Source organism: Kosakonia sp. MH5 (assembly GCF_009935945.1).
GTDB lineage: Bacteria > Pseudomonadota > Gammaproteobacteria > Enterobacterales > Enterobacteriaceae > Kosakonia > Kosakonia radicincitans.
Map to the genome: position 1 here is coordinate 100775 of NZ_QODH01000001.1, position 12118 is coordinate 112892.

The window sequence follows — 12118 nt, forward strand, 5'->3', positions numbered from 1 at the left end:
CTGTCACGTAAAGTTGCCTTAAAAATATGACTTAACCCAACTTGTCCTGCTCAACTCTTAATCGTCATAGAAACGTTTTGCTGCTTTTTTTTGCGCTTGCTAACGAAACGAAGTTATAGATGCAAAAACAGTATTAACTTTTGTGCTTTTTATGGATTAGAATCGACGGGTTTTGAAAAACCATACGCAGGCATATTATATGCTTGCCTTAACAGGGGATTGCTCAGTGGCGCGGATACCAAAAGCTTCGATCACGCTCTGTGCTTTGTTGTTCACCACGCTTTCTTTCACGCCATTGGCTAACGCCTCTGAACAGGCGCGAGCATCGGCCGTGCAAAAATCGCATCTGGCGAAAGCATCCGAACGTAAGAAAAAAACCACATCACAAAAAACATCAAAGAAAAGCAGTCGCAGTACGGCAGAAAAAACCACCAGTAAAAAAACAGCGGAACACAAGAAGTCACCGGCTAAGAAAAAAGTTTCCACCAGCAGCAAAGCCAGTCAGATTACCTCGCGTCGTAACAAAACCAGCCAGTTAAAAACTACAGAAGTCGCCTGGACGGAAAAATGCAGTACGCCGCGCAAAGGCCGCAAGCCTCATTGTGTCAAAGTCAAAAAAACCACGACCATTGCTGAGGCACATAAAGTACGTATCCAGAAAGCCCAGAAAACGGCGATGTCGAAACTAATGAACCAGATTGGTAAACCTTACCGCTGGGGCGGCACCTCGCCGAGTACCGGTTTTGATTGTAGTGGTCTGGTCTATTACGCCTATAAGGATTTGGTGAAATTCCGCATTCCGCGCACCGCCAACGAAATGTATCACCTGCGTGATGCGTCGCCGGTGAATGTGGCGGAACTGGAAAGCGGCGACCTGGTATTCTTCCGCACGCAGGGTCGCGGTACCGCCGATCACGTTGGCGTGTACGTTGGCAACGGCAAGTTTATCCAGTCTCCGCGCAGCGGCCAGGATATTCAGGTCACTTCCCTGAGCGAAGACTACTGGCAGCGCCATTACGTCGGCGCTCGCCGCGTCGTTACGCCGAAAACCATTCGTTGATCCCATCGCCTGTCGTCATTGCGACAGGCGATGTTCTCTTTTTCCCGTCCCCGCGATTTGTTACTCTAAGCCTCACACTCAATAGGGTTATTGGGTGTATTAAAATAATGAAGGAGAGTAGCAATGTCGTTCGAATTACCTGCATTACCGTATGCAAAAGACGCCCTGATGCCGCATATCTCAGCCGAAACGCTGGAGTATCACTATGGTAAGCACCATCAGACTTATGTCACTAACCTCAACAACCTGATCAAAGGCACCGCCTTCGAAGGCAAAACGCTGGAAGAGATCGTTAAGCACAGCGAAGGTGGCGTGTTCAATAACGCCGCTCAGGTCTGGAACCACACCTTTTACTGGAATTGCCTCGCGCCGCACGCTGGTGGTGAGCCGACTGGCGAACTGGCCGCTGCGATTGCTAAAGCCTTTGGCGGCTTTGCGGAGTTCAAAGCGCAGTTTACCGATGCCGCAGTGAAGAACTTTGGTTCAGGCTGGACATGGCTGGTGAAAAAAGCGGATGGCGGGTTGGCGATTGTCTCAACGTCCAATGCGGGAACCCCGCTGACGACGGATGCGACACCGTTGCTGACTGTCGATGTCTGGGAACATGCTTATTACATTGACTACCGCAACGCCCGTCCGAACTACCTTGAACACTTCTGGGCGCTGGTCAACTGGGCCTTCGTGGCGAAGAATTTCGCCGCATAAAACAAAGGAGGGGCATTGCCCCTCCTCTTTTTACTCGACTGCCGCACAGGCTCGTTCCGGCCGGGAGCGCCCGGAAAACAGCACCACCATCAGCCCAAGCCCCGCAATAATCGCCCCCATCACCGGGACAAAATCATATCCCAGGCCGCCGGAGATCACCGCGCCGCCCGCAGCCGCACCGAGTGCGTTACCGAGGTTAAAGGCACCAATGTTCACTGAAGAAGAGAGTCCTGGCGCTTCATGTGCGACGCGCATTACACGCATTTGCAGCGGCGGAACCACAGCAAAGGTCGCTGCGCCCCAGATCACCATACTGATAGCCGCGCCTACTTCGCTGCGGGCCAGGAACGGAATAGCCAGCATGATGGCAATCAGCAGGATAAGAAAACCTTTCAGCGTACCGGTTACCGAACGATCCGCCAGTTTGCCGCCAAGGTAGTTGCCAATCGAGAAACCGACGCCAATCAGCACCAACATCCCGGTAACAAACACCGGCGTAGCATCAGTAATGGTGCGCAGCACCGGCGAAATATAGGTATAAAGCGTGAACATCGCGCCCGCGCCGAGCACCGTCGTCAGCAGTGCCGACAGCACCTGTGGACGAACCAACACGGACAACTCTTTGCGTACATCCGGACGTTCGCCCGTTCCGCCGCCAGGCAGTGAAAAGTAGAGGCTCAGCATGGCAACCAGACCCAGCACGGCGGTCGCCATAAACGACATGCGCCAGCCGATGGTTTCACCCAGCCAGGTTGCAGCAGGCACACCGCCAATATTGGCGATAGTCAGCCCCATAAACATGGTGGCGACGGCGCTGGCTTGTTTCTCTTTTGCCACCACGCTTGCCGCAACAACCGATCCCAGACCAAAGAAGGCGCCGTGGTTGAGGCTGGTAACGATGCGCGCCAGCATTAAGGTGGTGTAGTCCGGCGCGATTGCCGACAGCACATTACCCAGCGTAAAGATCGCCATCAGGAAGATCAGCGCGTTACGTCTGCCACGGTGCGACAGCAGCAGCGTCATCAGCGGCGCCCCCACCATCACGCCAATCGCATAAGCGCTAATCAACATCCCCGCCGCCGGAATGGAAACATCGACGCCACGGGCAATAACGGGCAGCAATCCCATCGGGGAGAACTCCGTTGTACCTATCCCAAAGGCGCCAATCGCCAGGGCAAGCAGAGGGAAATTTACTTTCATCGTTTGACTCCGAAAAAGCCGTGTCGGTTGGAGACACTGTCGCAGAAGTCAAAAGTATGACAGCAATCACAAAAAACAGAAGTTAGCAGAATGACAAAAGATTATTGCAGAAGTGATAACAATGGCGGGGAAAGCCGAGGGAGAAGGCTCTCCCTCGTGCCAGATCAATGCAGCGCGGCGGTCAGCCCACCGAAAACAATCAGGCTCAGAACAATGACGGTAGTGACCAAAGAATACTTCAGATCGGTGCTCATCAATTTTTCTCCATTTTCATTTCCCCACAAAAAGTGAGTTTGCGCATTTTTGCACAAATAATCATAAAAATCTTGCTGGAATTAGGAGGAGATATGTTTTAGCGCTTCCCCTTTTGCTCAAGATAAGACAAAATTCGACGCTAAATTTATTAGCGTACCGGCCATTGACTCCCCTCCTGACGTTTAGTGTCTTTTTCCCGGCGTACCGCACTCACTTTGCTGGGGTTCAGGGTGATGGAAGGCAAACGTTTACCTTAAGTATTATCAGGAGCTTATGATATGGTCTGGAGTGATTTCTGATGGCAACGATTAAAGACGTCGCGAAACGAGCAAACGTTTCCACTACAACCGTATCACATGTAATTAACAAAACGCGCTTCGTCGCTGAAGAGACTCGCAACGCCGTATGGGCGGCGATTAAAGAGTTACATTACTCCCCCAGCGCTGTGGCACGTAGCCTGAAGGTCAATCACACCAAATCGATCGGTTTACTGGCCACCAGCAGCGAAGCCGCCTATTTTGCCGAGATCATCGAAGCCGTAGAGAAAAAATGCTTCCAGAAAGGCTACACCTTGATCCTCGGCAACGCCTGGAACAGCCTTGAGAAACAGCGCGCCTACCTGTCGATGATGGCGCAAAAACGTGTCGATGGCCTGCTGGTGATGTGCTCCGAATACCCGGAGTCGCTGCTGAGCATGCTGGAAGAGTACCGTAATATCCCAATGGTGGTGATGGATTGGGGCGAGGCGAAAGCCGATTTTACCGATTCGGTCATTGATAATGCTTTTGAAGGCGGCTATATGGCTGGCCGCTATCTGATTGAGCGCGGACATCGCGATATCGGCGTCATTCCAGGCCCGCTGGAGCGCAACACCGGCGCAGGCCGCCTCGCCGGTTTTATGAAAGCGATGGAAGAGGCGATCATTACCGTACCGGAAAACTGGATCGTGCAGGGCGACTTTGAACCGGAATCGGGTTACCGGGCGATGCAGCAAATCCTCAACCAGTCCCACCGCCCTACTGCCGTGTTCTGCGGCGGCGATATTATGGCGATGGGTGCGCTCTGCGCGGCGGATGAGATGGGGCTGCGCGTTCCCCAGGATATTTCGCTGATCGGCTATGACAATGTGCGCAATTCCCGCTACTTTACGCCCGCACTGACCACCATCCATCAGCCGAAAGATTCGCTGGGCGAAACGGCGTTTACCATGTTGCTCGATCGTATCGTCAACAAACGCGAAGAGTCGCAGTCCATTGAAGTCCATCCGCGTCTGATCGAGCGTCGTTCGGTGGCGGATGGTCCGTTCCGCGACTACCGCCGTTAATCACACCCTGCGGGGGCCGCTACTCCGGCTCCCGCAACCATTCGCTGTTCAGCGTCTCACTGTCCCCCAGATACTCCAGCAGCCAGTTCAACGCCGGTGATGCGTCATTTTGTTGCCATGTCAGGCAGCAGGCCGCATCCGGAAACGGGTTCTCCAGTTCCAGCGCCACCCAGTCGCCGCTGTCCAGCCGCGGACGCGCGAAATGCGCGGGCACCATCCCCACACACAGCCCGGCAGAAAGGCAGGCTTCTGAAGCGGACCAGTCCGGCACGATTACCCGCTTCTGGTTATCCAGCAGCCAGGTAATACGTTTTGGCAACGAGCGCGACGTATCTTCCTGGATCAACGAAGGCCAGTTGCGCAACGTTTCATCGCTTAGCGGGCCGGGCATTGATGCCAGCGGATGGCGGCTGGAGACCACGCATTTCCAGCTCAGCATGCCCATATCACGAAACGCGTACCGTCCACCGACCGGGATCGCCTGGGTCGCGCCAATCGCCACCTCAACGCGGCCATCTGCCAGCGCATCCCAGACACCGTTGAACACCTCCTGGTAAACCTGTAACTCGACATCGTTAAAATGTCGGTAGAAATCGACGATCAGTTGCTGTGTTCGTGCCGGTTTCACAATGTTATCCACGGCAATCGCCAGTTGGCCGCGCCAGCCGTTGGCGATCTGTTGGCACTGCTGGCGGGTGATCTGCATTTTTTTGATAACAGATCGCCCCTCTTTTAAAAACCAGCTTCCGGCGGGTGTTAACTCCACATCCCGATGACGGCGTTCAAATAACGGAACTGCCAGCCACTCTTCGAGTTGGCGCACCGTATAGCTCACCGCTGAAGGTACGCGGTGCAACTCCTGGGCGGCACCGCTGAAACTGCCGTTGCGCGCAACAGCATCAACCACTTCGAGTGAATATTCTGACCACATAATCTGCCTGCAAAAATTTTGAAACCACTGCGCAAATATTAGCGTTTCACAAGCAGGAAAGCACTCCTTACACTCGACAGCCCTGAAGAAGCAACAAGATGAGAACTCAAATGCAACCTGGAAAAGGATTTTTAGTCTGGCTCGCGGGATTAAGCGTGCTGGGCTTTTTAGCCACCGATATGTACCTGCCCGCGTTTAGCGCGATACAACAAGATTTGCAAACCTCCCCGGCCATCGTCAGCGCCACGCTGAGTTTGTTTCTGGCAGGCTTTGCTGTCGCACAACTGGTATGGGGCCCCTTGTCGGATCGCTATGGCCGCAGACCTATTTTGTTGAGCGGGCTGACTATTTTCGCACTTGGCTGTCTGGGAACATTGTGGGTACGGGACGCCAGCCTGTTACTGGCGCTGCGTTTCGTACAGGCAATCGGCGTTTGCGCCGCTACGGTTAGCTGGCAGGCGCTGGTCACTGACCACTATCCGGCACACCGCGTTAACCGTATCTTCGCGACCATTATGCCGCTGGTGGGCCTGACGCCTGCGCTGGCCCCCCTGCTGGGTGCCTGGATGCTGGCGCACTTCTCCTGGCAGGCGATTTTTGCCACTCTGCTGGCAATAACTCTGGTGCTGATGGTGCCTGCCTGGCGGTTGAAAGCGCCCGCCCAGCCTGCTGCGCTGCATGAACAGCCGCTGACCTTTTACGATCTGCTGCGCAATAAAGCATATCGCGGCAATGTCATCATCTACGCTGCCTGCTCGGCCAGTTTTTTTGCCTGGCTGACCGGTTCGCCGTTCATTTTGCACGAAATGGGTTATGGTCCGTCAGTAATTGGTCTGAGTTACGTACCGCAGACCATTGCCTTCCTGATTGGCGGTTATGGTTGCCGCGCTGCCTTGCAAAAATGGCAGGGTTCGCGCCTGCTTCCGTGGCTGCTGAGCGCCTTTGGATTAAGCGTGATTGCCACCTGGATTGTGGGTTTGCTGCCGCAGACATCACTGACCGCACTGCTGATCCCGTTCTGTTTTATGGCAATGGCCAACGGCGCCATCTATCCTGTTGTGGTAGCACAGGCGTTACGCCCGTTTCCCCAGGCGAGTGGCCGCGCAGCCGCGCTGCAAAATACGTTGCAACTCGGGTTGTGTTTCCTGGCAAGCCTGGTGGTATCAGGGCTGATTGCCACACCGCTGTTTACCACCACCACTGTAATGGTGGCGATGGTGCTGCTGGCCGCGTTTGGCTATCGCCAGCAACACCAGCGTAATACTGAAACGGTAAAAGATGAGGCTGTCCCCTCCTCTTCGCACGGATGATTATGTTAGCGACTATCAATAGTTAAGTGATTAGTTTGCTAACAGCTTTAAGTTGAATCACCTGATATTGAGGCCTATACTAATTTTCGGTTTTTAATAAATACGATAAATATTATGTAGTAACGGGCACCGGATTGTGCCCGCCATTCCAGGGACGGCCTTTCGGCAAGGGTCATCTCCCTTCCTCTGTTCTACGTCGGATATCAGCCTCACGGCGAAAACCGTGAGATTTCTCACAAGCCCGAAAAAGCGACTACGCTGTTTGAAGGTTCAGATCACTACGAGTGATGGAGAAGTTATGAGTTCATCGTGTATAGAAGAAGTTGGCGTACGGGATGATAATTGGTTCCGTATAGCAAACGAGTTACTGAGCCGCGCAGGTATCCGCGTTAACGGTCCCGCTGCTTCAGATATCCAGGTGAAAAACCCGGATTTTTTTAAACGCGTTTTACAGGAAGGTTCGCTCGGGCTAGGTGAAAGTTATATGGACGGTTGGTGGGAATGCGATCGTCTGGATATCTTCTTCACCAAAGTGCTGCGTGCCGGACTGGAAAAACAGCTTCCGCACCATTTCAAAGACACACTCCGCATTGCCGGAGCAAGATTATTTAATCTGCAAAGTAAAAAACGGGCCTGGATTGTCGGTAAAGAGCATTACGACCTTGGTAATGATCTGTTTACCCGCATGCTGGATCCGCAGATGCAATACTCTTGCGCCTACTGGAAAGACGCAGAAAATCTCGACGACGCACAACGGGCGAAATTAAAGCTTATTGGTGAAAAACTGAAGCTGAAACCCGGTATGCGCGTGCTGGATATCGGCTGCGGCTGGGGCGGGCTGGCACAATTTATGGCACAGAATTACGGCGTCAGCGTGGTCGGCGTAACAATCTCGGCGGAACAGCAAAAAATGGCGCAACAGCGTTGTGAAGGGCTGGATGTCGATATTCGCCTGCAGGATTATCGCGATCTGAATGAGCAGTTTGACCGCATTGTCTCCGTCGGGATGTTTGAACACGTGGGGCCGAAAAATTACGCGACCTATTTCAGCGTGGTGGATCGCAACCTTAAACCGGACGGAATTTTCCTGCTGCACACTATCGGTTCAAAACGCACCGACCTCAATGTTGACCCCTGGATCAACCGCTACATCTTCCCGAACGGTTGCCTGCCTTCCGTACGCCAGATTGCCAACGCCAGTGAATCACATTTCGTGATGGAAGACTGGCACAACTTCGGCGCCGATTACGATCGCACGTTGATGGCATGGTACGAACGTTTTCTTGCCGCCTGGCCGGAAATTGCCGACAACTACTCTGAACGCTTCAAACGGATGTTCAGCTACTATCTGAACGCCTGCGCAGGCGCTTTCCGTGCACGTGATATTCAACTGTGGCAGGTCGTCTTCAGCCGCGGTATCGAACACGGCCTGCGCGTTCCGCGCTAAAACAAAAAACCCCGGCAAGCCGGGGTTTTCTTTACTCTTCGCCGCTGATGACAGCGGCTTCTTTTGCCGCCAGCACACGCTCAACGGTATCGACCACGGCCTGCGTTTGCGGATCGATCTCAATATTGACGCGGTGGCCCAGCTTTTTCTCACCAAGGGTGGTGCGTTGCAGCGTTTCCGGAATCAGATGCACACAGAAACGGCTGTTTGTCACCTCACCGACCGTCAGACTAATACCGTCTATACCGATAAATCCTTTATAGAGGATATATTTCATCAAGGCCGGATCCTGCACTTTAAACCAGATCTGGCGGTTATTCTCGGAGGTGAGAATTTTAACGATTTCAGCGGTCGTCATAATATGGCCGGACATTAAATGGCCGCCAATCTCATCGCTGAATTTTGCTGCGCGCTCAACGTTTACCCTATCACCAATATTTAGCTCACCGAGATTGGTAATACGCAGCGTCTCTTTCATCAAATCGAAACTAATATGGCTGCCATTAATGGCCGTCACGGTCAGACAGCAACCATTGTTAGCAATGGATGCACCGGTCTCAATTCCCTCCAGCATCGTTTCAGGAAGCTCAACAACGTGGGTGCGGAAATTCGGTTTATCCTCAATTGAAACCAGTTTTGCCATACCCTGTACAATACCCGTAAACATACTTACCACTCCTGTTCCATTCCTACGGCTCAGCCGTGTTCTTTACGCACAATAACAGGTGAAAATAGCCCATGCCAGTCTCATTCACCCCGCCGCTGCTTTTCCCGCCAAGCCGGTGATAAGATAAGCGCCCCGCTCCAGGCGCGGTAATAATTTTGCTTTATGGTCAACATGGAAAAAAGAGGCTGTAGCAGGTAATATTTATGCGCATGCCGCATCTTTCACACTGCGGCATTCTTGTTAGCACAAGGAAAACTCCTTCCTGATAAGCCGTTCCATTCTTTCTTATAACAACAATATAAAGGTGTTCACGTGCAGAAGTATGTAGCAGAAGCGCGTCAGTTACTGGCCCTTGCGGTGCCGGTTATTTTCGCGCAGGTGGCCCAGACCTCTATGGGCTTCGTTGATACGGTGATGGCGGGTGGCTACAGCGCCACGGACATGGCTGCCGTCGCCATTGGTACCTCAATCTGGCTGCCAGCGATCCTGTTTGGACACGGCCTGCTGCTGGCGCTAACGCCGGTGATTGCGCAACTTAACGGTTCAGGGCGCCGCGATCGCATCGCACATCAAATCGGTCAGGGGTTCTGGCTGGCAGGCACTGTCTCCATTCTGGTGATGGTGGTGCTGTGGAATGCCGGCCATATCATTCGCGCGATGCACAACATCGACCCGGAGTTAGCCAACAAAGCCGTGGGTTACCTGCGCGCGCTACTGTGGGGCGTGCCCGGTTATCTCTTCTTCCAGGTACTGCGTAACCAGTGCGAAGGCCTTGCCCGCACCAAACCCGGCATGGTGATGGGTTTTCTCGGCCTGCTGGTCAATATCCCGGTGAATTACATCTTTATCTACGGCCATTTTGGTATGCCAGAACTGGGTGGCATCGGTTGCGGCGTGGCCACCGCCTTGGTGTACTGGGTGATGTTTATCTGTATGCGCATCTGGGTGAAACGCGCCCGCGTCATGCGCGATATTCAGCAGAACCAGCGTTTTGCGAAACCAGATATGGACGTACTAAAACGTCTGACGCAACTCGGCCTGCCGATTGCGCTGGCGTTGTTTTTTGAAGTCACGCTGTTTGCGGTGGTTGCACTGCTGGTGTCGCCGCTGGGTATTGTCGATGTCGCCGGGCACCAGATCGCCCTCAACTTTAGTTCGCTGATGTTCGTGCTGCCGATGTCGCTTGGTGCGGCAGTGACCATTCGCGTCGGTTTCCGCCTGGGGCAGGGATCAACCCTTGATGCGCAAATCGCAGCGCGCACCGGGCTGATGGTTGGCGTCTGCATGGCGGTGGTCACGGCGATTTTCACCGTGCTGCTGCGCGAGCAGATTGCCCTGCTCTATAACGATAATCCGCAAGTCGTGGCGCTGGCATCACACCTGATGTTGCTGGCGGCGATTTATCAGATTTCTGATTCGATCCAGGTCATTGGCAGCGGCGTGCTACGCGGCTATAAGGATACGCGCTCCATCTTCTTTATCACGTTTACCGCCTACTGGGTGCTGGGGCTTCCTTCCGGCTATATCCTGGCGCTGACTGATTTAGTGGTGCCAAGAATGGGACCGGCCGGTTTCTGGATGGGCTTTATCATCGGCCTGACTTCTGCGGCAATTTTGATGATGCTGCGGATGCGCTTCCTGCAACGCCAGCCTTCCGCACGGATTTTGCAACGCGCTGCGCATTAACAGGCCAGTAGCCGCCGGATGGCGGCTACTTTCCCGGCGTTTTGGTTAGTTGTTCCGCAATCGCGTGAATTCAGGAAGAAATTTGCCATTTTCCCCTTGCCACATCTCCGGGCTGCCGCTAATATTCGTCCCCGTTGTCAGCCACAACACTGCGTTCATAGCTCAGTTGGTTAGAGCACCACCTTGACATGGTGGGGGTCGTTGGTTCGAGTCCAATTGAACGCACCATTCTCTCAGTGCGTCCGTAGCTCAGTTGGTTAGAGCACCACCTTGACATGGTGGGGGTCGATGGTTCGAGTCCATTCGGACGCACCATTCTTAAGTTTCCTTTTTACTTCTCTTGTTTTATCGCTGCGTTACGCAGCAGACCGCAAATGCGGCCTGCCTGTGTTTTACGTTTACGCACTCAGCGTTTTCATATCGATAACAAAACGGTACTTCACGTCGCTTTTCAGCAGGCGCTCAAAGGCGTCATTGATCTCATCCATCCGAATCAGCTCAGAATCCGCCGTAATGTTATGTTCACCGCAGAAATCGAGCATTTCCTGAGTTTCGGCAATACCACCAATCGCGGAGCCGGAAACCGAACGGCGACCAATCAGCAGCGGGATGGTGTTAATGGTCGGTTCGAGTTCGCCCAGCAGCCCAACAAATACCAGCGTGCCATCCAGCGTCAGCGTTGACAGATAGGCATTGATATCGTGGGTGTAAGGCACGGTATCAATGATCAGCTCAAACTCCCCGTGTACCGCTTCCATCTGTTTCGCGTCTGTAGAGAGCACCACATGGTGCGCCCCCAGACGACGGGCATCCGCCTCTTTGCCCGGTGAACGGGTAAACAGCGTCACTTCCGCACCCAGCGCATGCGCCAGTTTCAGCGCCATATGCCCCAGCCCGCCAAGGCCGATCACCGCGACTTTACTGCCTTTTTTCACGCCCCAGCGGCGCAGCGGTGACCAGGTGGTGATCCCGGCGCACAGCAGCGGTGCGACAGCTTGCGCATCGAGGTTCTCCGGGATGCGCAACACAAAATCTTGCGAGCAGACGATCGATTGTGAATAACCACCGAATGTAGGACGGTGATCGTGCCGGTCAATACCGTTATAGGTCTGGACGTTCCCCTCTTCGCAATACTGTTCCAGCCCCTGTTTGCAGGGGTTACATTCACGACAGGAATCGACCATGCAGCCGATGCCGACTAAATCGCCGGGTTTGAATTTACTGACACCCGCCCCCGCAGACACAACGCGACCAATAATTTCGTGACCCGGCACGATGGGATACTGGCTGAAACCCCAGTCGTTACGGGCCTGGTGAAGATCGGAATGGCAAACGCCGCAATAAAGAATATCAATCACCACATCATCTGCCCGTGGGTCGCGACGCTCAAAATGGAAAGGCGCCAGCGGGGCTTTATTTGACTGTGCGGCATAGCCGAGGACTTTCATCGTCATGGTTGTTCTCCGTTTATTCTTCAGGCTTGATACAAAGGTGATAACACCCGATTGTGATCCTGTTGTTGCTCCCACACCG

The 12118-nt window shown here is 53.7% G+C and carries 11 protein-coding genes and 2 tRNA genes; 8 read left to right on the forward strand and 5 right to left on the reverse strand.

From position 1 onward, the window contains the following. Positions 1–226: 226 nt before the first annotated feature. Together DK872_RS00445 and sodB are read left to right on the forward strand one after the other, a co-directional pair. Positions 227–1060, forward strand: a complete 834-nt coding sequence (locus DK872_RS00445; protein ID WP_007374764.1) for a C40 family peptidase — start codon at positions 227–229, stop codon at positions 1058–1060. Positions 1061–1183: 123 nt separating this feature from the next. Further along, entirely contained in the window at positions 1184–1765 is a 582-nt protein-coding gene (sodB, locus tag DK872_RS00450) for a superoxide dismutase [Fe] (RefSeq protein WP_007374763.1), read from the forward strand. Positions 1766–1795: 30 nt separating this feature from the next. On the opposite strand, the gene DK872_RS00455 is transcribed toward sodB, so the two are convergent. Together DK872_RS00455 and DK872_RS00460 are read right to left on the reverse strand one after the other, a co-directional pair. Beyond that, complete coding sequence (locus DK872_RS00455; protein WP_090397010.1) at positions 1796–2965, reverse strand: MFS transporter; 1170 nt, start codon at positions 2963–2965, stop codon at positions 1796–1798. A 164-nt stretch (positions 2966–3129) separates the two neighbouring features. After that, positions 3130–3219, reverse strand: coding sequence for a YnhF family membrane protein (locus DK872_RS00460; protein WP_090137008.1), 90 nt, complete (start codon positions 3217–3219; stop codon positions 3130–3132). A gap of 299 nt (positions 3220–3518) precedes the next feature. Here DK872_RS00460 and purR point away from each other — a divergent pair, with 299 nt between their 5' ends. Next, positions 3519–4544, forward strand: a complete 1026-nt coding sequence (gene purR, locus DK872_RS00465; RefSeq protein WP_007374760.1) for an HTH-type transcriptional repressor PurR — start codon at positions 3519–3521, stop codon at positions 4542–4544. Positions 4545–4563: 19 nt separating this feature from the next. Here purR and punR read toward each other — a convergent pair whose 3' ends face one another. Beyond that, complete coding sequence (gene punR / locus DK872_RS00470) at positions 4564–5475, reverse strand: DNA-binding transcriptional activator PunR (RefSeq protein WP_035889235.1); 912 nt, start codon at positions 5473–5475, stop codon at positions 4564–4566. Between the two features lie 110 nt (positions 5476–5585). On the opposite strand from punR, the gene punC reads away from it, so the two are divergent. After that, positions 5586–6785, forward strand: coding sequence for a purine nucleoside transporter PunC (gene punC / locus DK872_RS00475; protein ID WP_161517854.1), 1200 nt, complete (start codon positions 5586–5588; stop codon positions 6783–6785). 298 nt (positions 6786–7083) lie between these two features. Beyond that, a complete protein-coding gene (cfa, locus tag DK872_RS00480; protein ID WP_007374757.1) occupies positions 7084–8232 on the forward strand; it encodes a cyclopropane fatty acyl phospholipid synthase in 1149 nt (382 codons plus the stop codon). Between the two features lie 31 nt (positions 8233–8263). Here the strand turns inward: cfa and DK872_RS00485 are convergent, their stop codons facing one another. Further along, positions 8264–8899, reverse strand: coding sequence for a riboflavin synthase subunit alpha (locus DK872_RS00485; protein ID WP_161517855.1), 636 nt, complete (start codon positions 8897–8899; stop codon positions 8264–8266). Positions 8900–9211: 312 nt separating this feature from the next. Here DK872_RS00485 and mdtK point away from each other — a divergent pair, with 312 nt between their 5' ends. The 3 genes from mdtK (at position 9212) to DK872_RS00500 (ending at position 10900) form a co-directional block, all read left to right on the forward strand. After that, positions 9212–10585, forward strand: coding sequence for an MdtK family multidrug efflux MATE transporter (mdtK, locus tag DK872_RS00490; protein WP_161517856.1), 1374 nt, complete (start codon positions 9212–9214; stop codon positions 10583–10585). A 151-nt stretch (positions 10586–10736) separates the two neighbouring features. Next, a tRNA-Val gene (locus DK872_RS00495) sits at positions 10737–10813 on the forward strand. A gap of 10 nt (positions 10814–10823) precedes the next feature. Continuing rightward, a tRNA-Val gene (locus tag DK872_RS00500) sits at positions 10824–10900 on the forward strand. A gap of 83 nt (positions 10901–10983) precedes the next feature. Here the strand turns inward: DK872_RS00500 and DK872_RS00505 are convergent. Further along, entirely contained in the window at positions 10984–12039 is a 1056-nt protein-coding gene (locus DK872_RS00505; RefSeq protein WP_007374753.1) for an NAD(P)-dependent alcohol dehydrogenase, read from the reverse strand. Positions 12040–12118 lie beyond the last annotated feature (79 nt).

Coding starts and splice junctions, on each gene's coding strand:
- DK872_RS00455 (WP_090397010.1), bottom strand. CDS start 2,965: ATGAAAGTAAATTTCCCTCTGCTTGCCCTGGCGATTGGCGCCTTTGGG.
- DK872_RS00485 (WP_161517855.1), bottom strand. CDS start 8,899: ATGTTTACGGGTATTGTACAGGGTATGGCAAAACTGGTTTCAATTGAG.
- sodB (WP_007374763.1), top strand. CDS start 1,184: ATGTCGTTCGAATTACCTGCATTACCGTATGCAAAAGACGCCCTGATG.
- DK872_RS00505 (WP_007374753.1), bottom strand. CDS start 12,039: ATGACGATGAAAGTCCTCGGCTATGCCGCACAGTCAAATAAAGCCCCG.
- cfa (WP_007374757.1), top strand. CDS start 7,084: ATGAGTTCATCGTGTATAGAAGAAGTTGGCGTACGGGATGATAATTGG.
- DK872_RS00460 (WP_090137008.1), bottom strand. CDS start 3,219: ATGAGCACCGATCTGAAGTATTCTTTGGTCACTACCGTCATTGTTCTG.
- punR (WP_035889235.1), bottom strand. CDS start 5,475: ATGTGGTCAGAATATTCACTCGAAGTGGTTGATGCTGTTGCGCGCAAC.
- purR (WP_007374760.1), top strand. CDS start 3,519: ATGGCAACGATTAAAGACGTCGCGAAACGAGCAAACGTTTCCACTACA.
- punC (WP_161517854.1), top strand. CDS start 5,586: ATGCAACCTGGAAAAGGATTTTTAGTCTGGCTCGCGGGATTAAGCGTG.